This is a genomic window from Neorhizobium sp. T6_25, assembly GCF_002968555.1.
In the GTDB taxonomy this organism is placed as follows: domain Bacteria; phylum Pseudomonadota; class Alphaproteobacteria; order Rhizobiales; family Rhizobiaceae; genus Neorhizobium.
Genome location: NZ_PVBL01000043.1, coordinates 20,453 through 30,740, shown reverse-complemented (window position 1 = coordinate 30,740; position 10,288 = coordinate 20,453). Strand labels below are relative to the sequence as shown.

General features: G+C 52.5%; 8 protein-coding genes and 2 pseudogenes. 4 read left to right on the top strand and 6 right to left on the bottom strand.

Annotated features, from left to right (window positions below):
* The 3 genes and pseudogenes from C5L10_RS32245 to C5L10_RS32235 form a co-directional block, all read right to left on the bottom strand.
* A pseudogene (locus C5L10_RS32245) lies at positions 1-261 on the bottom strand (hypothetical protein); the annotation flags it as partial.
* A 163-nt stretch (positions 262-424) separates the two neighbouring features.
* The gene (locus C5L10_RS32240) at positions 425-1,039 is read right to left on the bottom strand and encodes a hypothetical protein (RefSeq protein WP_172717299.1); all 615 of its coding nucleotides are present in this window, start codon (positions 1,037-1,039) and stop codon (positions 425-427) included.
* Positions 982-2,610 carry a hypothetical protein gene (locus C5L10_RS32235; protein ID WP_172717298.1) on the bottom strand — a complete coding sequence of 543 codons (1,629 nt, stop codon included), beginning with the start codon at positions 2,608-2,610 and terminating at the stop codon, positions 982-984. The genes C5L10_RS32240 and C5L10_RS32235 overlap by 58 nt, the downstream gene beginning before the upstream one ends.
* A 411-nt stretch (positions 2,611-3,021) precedes the next feature.
* Between C5L10_RS32235 and C5L10_RS32230 the strand changes: the two genes are divergently transcribed.
* Positions 3,022-3,363 (top strand): hypothetical protein, encoded by a 342-nt coding sequence (locus C5L10_RS32230; protein ID WP_105433032.1) that lies wholly within the window; start codon positions 3,022-3,024, stop codon positions 3,361-3,363.
* 151 nt (positions 3,364-3,514) lie between these two features.
* Here the strand turns inward: C5L10_RS32230 and C5L10_RS32225 are convergent.
* The 3 genes and pseudogenes from C5L10_RS32225 to C5L10_RS32210 all read right to left on the bottom strand — a co-directional run.
* A pseudogene (locus tag C5L10_RS32225) lies at positions 3,515-4,327 on the bottom strand (hypothetical protein); the annotation flags it as partial.
* Positions 4,285-4,479 carry a hypothetical protein gene (locus C5L10_RS32220; RefSeq protein ID WP_105433031.1) on the bottom strand — a complete coding sequence of 65 codons (195 nt, stop codon included), beginning with the start codon at positions 4,477-4,479 and terminating at the stop codon, positions 4,285-4,287. The gene C5L10_RS32220 and the pseudogene C5L10_RS32225, both read right to left, overlap by 43 nt.
* Before the next feature lie 422 nt (positions 4,480-4,901).
* The gene (locus tag C5L10_RS32210; RefSeq protein WP_105433029.1) at positions 4,902-6,605 is read right to left on the bottom strand and encodes a PIN domain-containing protein; all 1,704 of its coding nucleotides are present in this window, start codon (positions 6,603-6,605) and stop codon (positions 4,902-4,904) included.
* A gap of 724 nt (positions 6,606-7,329) precedes the next feature.
* On the opposite strand from C5L10_RS32210, the gene C5L10_RS32205 reads away from it, so the two are divergent.
* The 3 genes from C5L10_RS32205 to C5L10_RS32195 all read left to right on the top strand — a co-directional run bounded on the left by C5L10_RS32205 (position 7,330) and on the right by C5L10_RS32195 (position 10,147).
* Positions 7,330-9,522, top strand: coding sequence for a hypothetical protein (locus C5L10_RS32205; protein WP_105433028.1), 2,193 nt, complete (start codon positions 7,330-7,332; stop codon positions 9,520-9,522).
* 13 nt (positions 9,523-9,535) lie between these two features.
* Entirely contained in the window at positions 9,536-9,811 is a 276-nt protein-coding gene (locus C5L10_RS32200) for a hypothetical protein (protein ID WP_105433027.1), read from the top strand.
* 195 nt (positions 9,812-10,006) lie between these two features.
* The gene (locus C5L10_RS32195) at positions 10,007-10,147 is read left to right on the top strand and encodes a hypothetical protein (RefSeq protein WP_172717297.1); all 141 of its coding nucleotides are present in this window, start codon (positions 10,007-10,009) and stop codon (positions 10,145-10,147) included.
* Positions 10,148-10,288: the final 141 nt, after the last annotated feature.

Here is a 10,288-nt window from a genome sequence, read left to right as displayed (position 1 = left end):
AACCGGCTCCAACGCTGCGCAAGATGAAAGCTTCGCGTTTCCGCCGGTTGCTCCCACCGCGCCATTTGGCGTATTCAAAGCCGCCGAGGCTCTAATCGCAGTCGGATGAAAGTTCAGTGGCAGGTCATCACGAACGACCGAATTCCAGGCGTCGATCAGGAAATAATCCATCTCGTCCGTCGTCGCGAACGGGCGCGACTGGAGCATGAGTTGGTGGCCGAAGTGGGTGTCGGCCGTGAAATACTGGTCGGTGAACGCCATTGCTGCGAGTCCTTAAAATCTAGTCACAGTTTTCCGAAAACCGCACACGCGGCTCAGCCGGTTAGGCTGATATCTTCGAAAATAGCTGTGACTGGACTCGCATGCGGTGTGCCCTTTCAAAGGCATTGATGGCTACGGATACAACCATGGAGGAGTCGTCAGTTCAAGCGGAAAATGGGGCAGAGTTAACGGAAGCTTGCTTCTTCAAGGCCGCTTCCTTCTTGTCCAATTTTACCTGCGCCTCTTCGATGAGATCATCGCGGTGAACGGCGTCGCCAGTCCTCGACGATATCGCGATGATGCGGGCGTCATCGTATTCCTCTTCTCCGGGGTCCACGAATGTCTGTTTCGCCCCGCCGGATCGCTTGTGATCGATGACCCTTCTGAACGAGGCTCGGATCGCATCAGGTCCGTCGCATCCTTTGAATGCATGGCCAAACAGGTAGCGATATCCGTTCGGCAGATCGCGCGGCCGGTGGCACATCAGCATCAGGGTCTTTGAAACGAGACCGTCAAGCTTCTGATCGATCTTGTAGATCATCGGCCAGGATGTTTCCATTTTACCGATGACGGTCTTCTCGACGTGCCGTTTGATCTGGTCCTCCGTCCAGCCGTGAGGTGGCCAGAAGTCGATGAAGTCGAACCACTTCTTAGCATCAACCTCCATCTGGTTGGACAGCAGGAAACGCCAGGACGGCAGGACTTTTTCTGGATCGATGCTCATGAATAAACCTCCGTACCTTTTTTGATCGGCGTTAGTTTGTGGAGCACCGTGCACCACTCTTCGAAGGTCGGTTTGATATCGATGCTGTATGTTTCGTCTTGGCCATCCTCGGTCGACCAGTGGTTCACCAAGCGGACAACCCTGGTGCCCGTCCATCTGAGCGATTTCATTTTCTCGAAGACGGGTCCTTCCAGTTGCTCGACAGGAAGGCTGAAGTAAATATGGATTTTAGAGCAAGTCTCAAACGTGATCGGCTCTTTAACCGGCTCAGGCTGAATTAGACTATCAATGTAGTCGGTCGACTTCTTGTTGACCTTCCGCCGACGATCAGCCTTCCAACCGACGCGGTCACGTCGACCACTCTCGGCCTCACTCGCGATAAACGACCGCAGGTGGCGCGGCAGCATGTCCAGATGCGCGATCAGGTCCGGGTCAGCAACTTCCTCACTTAGGAACCCCCAACAAGCGTAGTCCGCCCCTTCAGCTTCGATTGCCATCAAAAGGCTTTCCCCACGATACGGACGTGTCTCGAAACCGGGCGTCAGCGCTTTGTTGTCGATGGCTTCCTGGAGTGCGACTAGCCATAGTTCCGTGAGTTTCCAATGCACCAGGCCGTGCATCGGGGAACCCTCGACGGAGAAGGCCTTACTGGCCTTGAGCCAGATGTCCGACCGAACCTGATATCGGGCATCGTCTTTTGCCCCGATCCTGAACTGGGTCTTGTGGTACCGCACCCTCACGTTGTGCATTGATGGCGGATTTACTGTGACCGTGAATTTGTAGGCACTAATCTTACGGCCTCTAACGGCTTCGTATTCGGGTTCACAGGCGACTGAAAATTTCCGGACGTTTTCAATGTCTTTGATAAAAGTCTCGGTCGCGAATTTGGTCAGCTTCCCGATATTGAACTTGCCGTTCTCGTCTTCAGGAAAATCGATCTCGCCTACCAAGCGGCCGGGCTCGATCTTCAGGTCAAAGGTATTCGGCTGGCCCGGCTTCCATTTCCGCTGGCTGGCTTCGAAGGCGATCCACTTATAGAGCGGAGGTGACCACCGGCTGCTCATGCCATTTGTCGTCATCGGCACGAGTTCCAGATGGGCGTATTTGCCGACGCCGAGATTACTCATCAGCTCTCTGATCGGTTCGGGGTACTGCCAGCCCAGGATCACATCCTTGCCCTCAACCTTCTGCCAGCTGGTCAACATCTGGACCCGCTCGAACCTTGGGCCAGATGCCAAGGTGTAAGAGAGCCTCACGTTAAACAGCTTATCCAGCGATGCGTCGATGTCTGCAGTCTTTACGTGCGGCCCCATAAAACGACGTAGCGTCGACAGAGGCATGCTGTAGGACCTCTGCTCCATAGCCTTGTCATTTTCGAATGCCCAGGACTGAAGGTATTCATAAACGCCGTAGTCGAACGCCGTCAGGATGTGATTGCTGTCGACTCTGACCCCTTGCAACATTGCCTGAGGCCGTGGGCTTTCGGGTGCTAGGTCATGAACGCGATGCGGTGTGTCGACGATCTTGGAGAGACTGCCGCGAGCCGATGGCTGGAAGTTCTGCCGTTTTGGCAGCATGACCGGGGTTGTTGGAGCTGGCATTGGTGGGCGGGACGGAGCTGACATTGGAATATTTCATATTGATTTAATCCAGTGTCTGTTTGTCGGCGGGATTAAATCAAGAAGTATTTATTCCAGCGAGATTTCAGTGAGAGGAATATTAAAAAACACGTCAACCAGATGTGTGGGAATTTGGGAATATTAAAAAATGTCAACATAGTATAGTGTGGAAATACTGGAATAAATACGGCTCTGAAAATCAGATATTTGGTTCCGGGTTCACACATTGGGGACCCCAATACGAACAGAAGGTTCTGCGAGCGGTTCTTGGGGCGGTCTGCTTTACCGGAGATGCTGCGCATCTTTCAGGTTTGTATTAGTCGGCGTCCCGGTCCTCCAGCGGCCGTCGGCGGAGGAAGTACGGTCTCTTGCAACGTGTTCGGATATTGTCACGTAGGGACGGTAGGAGAGCGTGTGATGCCGAGAAAAGCAAGTGGTAAGAGAGAGCAGCAACGACTGCGCCAGAAACGGTATCGCGCAAGCCTGGTGGCGAAGCGTGAGCCCGAGGTCGCTGAACTCGATACGGCCGTTGCTGCTGCTGTGGCCCGCCTTGTCGTGGCTCTGGAAGATAAGACAGTGGCGACCGGGGCGAAGTCCGTCTTAGACAAGACCATGATCGATGCTGTCGACCATCTCAAGACCCTCGGTTATTCCGGCCGGTCAGCAGGAAAGCTGCTCTATCGCCGTTTGACGTGGCTCAAAGAGAGCTACCGGAACCCCTCAGCGACCAACCTCCAGAAGCGGGGATGTTACCTATGACCAACCTGTTGACGAAAGAGACCGACTCCCCCCGTTACTCCCTCCAAAAAAAGCCGATTTATCAACAGTCACATAGTGATGAGGTTCTTGCCAATTAGTGGCGCTTCGTTCGACACGCAGAACAACCAGATACTTTTCGGCCGCCACAGATTACCCACACGACCAGGTTTGCGATCCCGGTTTCGTCCTCCAGCGTAATGAACATGATGCCTTTCGCCGACCCAGGTCTTTGTCGGACCAAAACCAGACCGGCTAATTCCAACCACTTTCCGTCCCGGGCTCGGAACGCATCTTCGCAGGTGACGATCTTTCGTCGATTGAAGTCCTGCCGGAGAAAGGTCAGAGGATGCTCTCTCAGGGTCAAGCCAACATGGCTGTAATCCGCGACGACTTCGCTGCCCGAGGTCATCGGCTTCAATTCGACGCGCGGTTCGATCGCCTCCGGGATGACGGTCTGTTCGCGTGCGGCGGCGGCCGCGAAGAGCGGTAAGGCCTCGTCTCGAAGTCCTTCAATTGCCCAGAGGGCGTCACGTCGTGCAAGGCCAAGCGCGGGGCGAAATGCGTCCGCCTCCGCCAATTGCACCAGCGACGCGGACGGAACTCCTGCTCTCCGCCAAAGATCGTCGATGGATGAAAAAGCCCTATCTTCGCGAGCCCCGACAATGGTCGCTCCGTCCTTGTTGGCCAGCCCCTTGACCATGCGCATCCCAAGCCGGACGGCGAGCCGACCATCATCCGCTTCTTCAAGAGTGCAGTCCCATCGGGACGCATTGATGCAGATGGGTCGTATTTCGACACCATGCTGCTGGGCGTCCCTGACGATTTGCGCCGGAGCATAGAAGCCTAGTGGTTGCGCGTTCAACAGCGCGGCGCAGAAGATTTCGGGATGCCAACATTTCAGCCACGACGAAGCATAGGCTATCAGCGCGAAACTGGCGGAATGGCTTTCAGAGAATCCGTACGAGCGCCGCCGGTGTGTTTGAAGGTCGCCATGCCGCCGCGAAATCCTATCAGGAGCAGCGAGTCGTCCGTTTCGAGCTGACAGAAGAGCAATTTATGGCACTGGTCTCGCGAGATCAGCGTGACACCATTGCTCGATGGATCGAAGAAGGTCACTCAAGGCCCATTTTGCCAGCGGCCACGGTTTTGTCCTCAGTTGGCGGTTCCGGGAGGCGAAAGTCGAAGGGGTATGAACCAGAACACCGCGCGTTACATCACTAAGGCCGTGAGCCGGTTGACCGCCGGTTGGGGGCGCGGCAGCAAACAGTCTGTCGAGGCGCGAGGAAGATCAGCAAAGCGAACGCTGGCCATACACGTACGGCCGAGATGCGGGCACGGTACAGCGAGATAAGAAAAGGCACGCGCCCCGACGCAGCGGCACGCGTGAAGATGAGCATCGCAAAGAAAAGCAGAGTTGTCTCGGCCCAGGAGAACGCTAAACGGTCGGCATCACTGAGGGCCACGTTCGCGAAAAAGAAAGCGGCCGCAGAAGCCGTTATCCCCCAACCCTGAGCCTGTTGACGGCGAGCCATTGAAGTTTAGCCGTAGCATGCTTCAACCATCGCCTTTGCAATTGTTGAGAGACTATAAGTTTCGATCTTGCGGCTGACCGGCACCACCAACTCCACCGGCTTCGTAAGGTTTTCTGCTTCAACAGTGCACTTCACGGCACCAGTGGCTTTGCCTTCCTTCGGAAAAACGATATCTATCTCGAATACCTCCTCCGCTCGATGATGACGAAACAGGTCGCAACTTAAGGCTCCGCGTTTGACGGTGGTCGCTTTCGGCCATTCGTCGAAATAAAACAATTCAGGGTCGTGAGGTTTCGGCATGTATATTGGCTGTATTTTTGCGAGATCGTAAAGGGGTGATCTCGCGACGCCCATCGGGTTGATCAGACTGTTTATGCGGTTTCGCTCCTCGAACTGTTTCAGCGCGTCGGATAACGGGTTTATTCCCCGTGCCAGATCGGCCAGTGCACGGTTTCCGTGCAGGCTACCAAGCATCGATTCTGCGCTACGGATCGCCGAAAGATGAGAATCGAGCCCCCTTATTGCGAGCGAAGCTTTTGCGAAGTCCGCAAGCCTTACTGAGGCGGCTGGCCCTTTCAACGTGGCAATATCGAAACCAGTCGTCGCAGGCGGCGGGCGTTTCACAATCTTACGGGCCGCCGGTGAGGCGGGCGGCGCAGGTAACTTCGGAATGGGCTTTAATGCCGAACCCTCTATGACATTGTCGATATCATTGCCTTCAACATCATCGCCATCATAGACATCATCGTCCAGGTCGTATTTTTCACGGCTCAGCAGAATTTCCCCAACGGCTTCGAAAGTCACACGCATATTCGAAGCTGGCCGAGTGCCGATATTTTGAACGCCAAATGCCAACGCAACATCAGCTTCGATCTCAACGCGGCCATCGTGCAGCGTTTCGAAGATCGATCGGCATGCATCGAGCCATTTTAGATACTCGTTCGTATATTTTTCGATCGCGTCATCGCCTGCGGCCTCGTAAGAAATTTCAGTCCCATCGGGCAAGGTCTCCCCTCCTGGGACGGAGAAGTCTTGCTTCACAGGATGACGTTCTTTGAGTTTTTCAATCAGCTGGTCAATTTCGACAGGCTGAAGTTTCGAGGCGACGCGACGGATCACGTGAGCCTGTGCTGGATGTTCGGAAACGTCGGCGACCTTTATCGAGGGTTCTTGTGCCCGATATGTTGAGAGGTCTTTCTCCAGCTCCCTGATACGCTTATCTTCTGTTGTTTCTTCCGGAGGTCGCTTCCAACTTTCCGGGATAAGGAAAAATGGTAATCCGATCCCATGGGCTGTCGATGCTGCAACGCTATCGTCTGTCAACACAGAGACGGAACTGAACGTCCCCGTTTTTCTAATCGCCGAGGCTGTCCCGACGATCCGGTCGTCATTAATAGCATAATCGAGTGCACCGGCGAATTCAGGGTCTGGTTGCACCATGGCCACCAGCCTTAGAGTTACTCGCGGTTCTGCTTCCTTGATGACGACCTCAGGCGACATCGTCGAAAGCATCTCACGAATCCGCCTCGATATCTCAATCGCTCGCTTCCGTGTCCTTCCACCGCTCTTTTTGTGCTTATCGATTTCGCTCAAGACAGGCTTCGTCAGCGCGACAACGATTGGGTCCACCGCAAGTTCAGACCAAGGCAGCTCTTCCAAACGCCTACATTCGAAAAAAAGATTGGTGTCCGCGACGAATGCGCTTTCCATGCAGGCCTCTTAGGGCTCAAAACAGTTTATTTACAGGCTAGTAGACATGGTGGGTTCGCGAAGAAATTGCAAGATTTGCTCTTACGACCGCGTTTGGAATCGTCAATAGTTAACTGCTCGCGAACAAGCGATGGCCTCGGCGACCTAGCGATGTTGACCAAGAAGTTTGGACTAGCCGAAAACGAGGTGCTCGGCATGTTCCCGTCGGTCGGTTACGTCGGCGAAGGCAACAGGCCAACTGGAAGATACGAATAACCTCCCCCTGCTGGGTAAATGGCGAAGCCATCTCTCGGCGGCGGCGGGACAAATCCCTAGTTGATAGATTCCGTCAGAATCGTTCTCGAAACAAACCGAGGAAATCATGTCGGACATCAACGCATTACACGCTGGCACCTTCAATATTGGGGTGACATTGAAATCAACCAGCTAGGTCATCCCATTTTGGCGCTTCCGGCCCCGGAGACCCGGTATGTTGCTGACTTTGGTTTGACTGCCTCAGCAATATAGGAGCGCGTCCGGCTGGATTCAGTGGCCACCGACGGATGTGTCAGCCCACGTCTCGCAATTCTCTACCCAACAAATAGCTGAGTATTTACCTCCTTGCTAACCGGAATGGACGATTTACAAGTCCTCCAACTCGCCCTAGACTTGTATTTACGAAAACACGTCAATCGCCTCAGAAATAACGCCTTCCGTAGAATTGCTGCATTATTAGGATAGCACGATGACAACTTTAGGATTGTCTAATTCGCGGGCGGCAACGCCGATTTTAGACTCGCTTCATAAAACAATAGAATTCACAGTTTTTGAAAGGGATTTTATAGACAGCGGATATTTTCAAAGATTACATTTTATACTTCAAAACTCTACGGCATATACTTCCTTTCCTTCCAACAAAAATACTCGGTTCCCTCACTCGCTGGGTGTCGCGAAGATCGCGGGTGATCTTTTTAGTAAGTCGCTCAGTAATGCAACGCACGAGGACCTCGACGCACTCTTTGAAAAGATGGCCGAATTTTTGCTCGAACTATGTGAGCGGGTGCGCAAACTTGAGCGCGTCAGAACTCGGGAACGGGGTCGTTTCCCTACGAGCGCCACCAGCGACGACGCGTCTTTCGATTATCATAACCACGCGCACAAGCAGACTATATCCGGAAGATCAGGCTTTATACATAACCCCCTAGCCGATACCGGGATAAGCCTCGACGATTATGAACGACCAAAGAAGGATGTGACAAGGATCGACACCACGAAGCTGTACAAAGACAAATTTACTGCTTCATTCCTCGCCGATACATACTGGCAAGCTATCCGCATGTACGGGCTGATGCATGATCTCGGCCATCTCCCGATGAGCCACGCATTCGAGGCGGCCCTTTCCCACCATCAGGCTGACTTGTTCAAGCTCGCGACTGACGTCGCAGAGGATGATGAAGAACGTGAGCGCGTTCGGATTGCAAAAGAAAATTTTGATGAGTTGATTGCAGAGCGTCGAGCAAATTACTGGGGTTATTCGAAAGTCGACCGAGGCGAAAGTCTAGAGATTTTCGCCCAATTGCTCGGGGTTGATAGCCATAAAATTGCCGACTCGGTTTTCACGAAGGCCCTTCACGAAGTACGTGGCATATCGATTTTCAATCGTTATCTGTTTGACTTCCATCTAGATTTTACAGCTGATATCAACAGCTACGGTGATTTAATCAACTTTCTCTGTCTTGCGATTATCTTTTCCGGTGCTCTTGATCGGAAGTATTTAGGTCAAGAGAAACCCCATCGTTATTCTTTTTTGTTGACGCTGAAGAAACTTATCGACGGTGAAGTTGATGCTGACAGGCTCGACTATACATTACGCGATGCGATTGAATCGGGGATTGATCTAGGCGCTTTCGACCTACAAGCGTTAGTCTCAAACGCGATTATAATTCGGAACCTTCCCGGCAAGACTCTTAGGCCTACCGAGCGTACTGGCTCTGCCCCGGAAGAAAACGGTGGCGAGTCAGAATTTGCTGTGGGCTACTATTTCAGAGCCAGGTCAGCCATTGAACAGTTCTATGAGCAACGATATCAATCATATAAGTACATTATCTATCATAGAACATGCTCTCGTAGCAACAAATGTTTAGAATATTTGCTTGCGATGATAGTAAATTACGCTTTTCTTTTTCCAGATTCACCAATCGCAGATTTACTTGAAGAATTTGGCTATATCCGCCGTGATTTCCCAATCACAAAGATTACCAAGACTCTTCCGGATGAGACCGACCAGGAAGTCTTGCAAATCGACGATTCCAACCTTCGAACATTGCTGTTTCGGGTACAGACCCGCATTAACGCCGACGAAACTATATTTCTGAGGGGCGAGAAAAAATTCCCAAAATCCCCGCGATCTGAACATATGATTGCTGAAATCAATAACCTTTGCGAAGTAGTATTACTTAGAAAGCTTGAGAATGTGCTGACTGTCCGAAAATTCAAAACCGCACGCGATGTGATTGAAGGAATGCTCGGCAAGAGTTTCGATGCGAATACAGATAAAACTAAATTCGCCCATTTCCTGCAGACCATGCTGTCGGACCCGGGTTTTTATTCCGGGCGGCTTCGAGAAAACTTCATCAAGGGCGGCCTTGAGACGACGTACTCGATAATCGAAGACGTAGTACGTCCAAAAATCTTCAATTCGCGACAGAACGCTGCGGTGGCATTTGAGGACAAAATTTGGCTCGTGTTTCCCAATGGGCGGCATGAGGAAATTTACAAATCATCTCCTTCTTTGAGGGACATGAATAAACGAGAAAACGAGGACACCCATTTGCGACTATATGTCGTCGCAAAGGGCCTCAAAGGCGACGCAAAGAAATGCCAGTCCGTTACAGAACGAATTGGCAAATTCGTGCAGACTGAATGGAAACAGAGATAAAAGGACCGGAACAATGGCTGACGATACATTACGGCAACAATATCTCGTGCTGCACATGCTAAACGGTGAACAGAGTACGATGACGCGTGATGAACTCAGACGCGCTGTGGTAGAAGCAAGCGCCGCGACGTTCAAGGACTCCAAATATGTCGACACGCCTCTGCCATTTAACCGAGCAGTAGATCAAGCAATCCGCGCTGACCTGGTAGAACCGGCGAGCCCGTCGACTATCAAAATAACTGATAACGGAAAAGTGGTGCACGATTTTCGGGCACGCATGATCAAATGATATATGAGCAGGCAGCGCCGCTCGTTACCGCACTGCCAATGGCTACAAGTATTACGCAGCAGCCTTGCTCGGCGCGTCGATGAGCGGGAAATTGATCTCAGTAGCGAACGCGTTGTTCAGGAAAGTCGTCATTGAGACTGGGCGCTGATGACGATCATGTCGACGATGTCTGCATCCGTGAAACAGGCGGCTTTGATGGCAGCGAAATCGGCGTCGCTGATCTTGCCACAGTTCTCGATGACCTTCGCAGCGAACTTCGAAGCGGCATCTTCGCGCGGGTTTCAGACCCGGCAGCGCGGCGCGGGCGATCTCGTTCGGTGTTATGTTGCCGACTAGCACCGCAACGAATGGCGGCGACCTAGTCCATCTTACACGACCTAAAGCGGCAATGCTTCGATCTGCGTCGAATGGTTATCGCTTCGATACGGTAAGATCGATTGATCCTTTGGCCACCCAGAGGAATCTGCTTTGATCCCG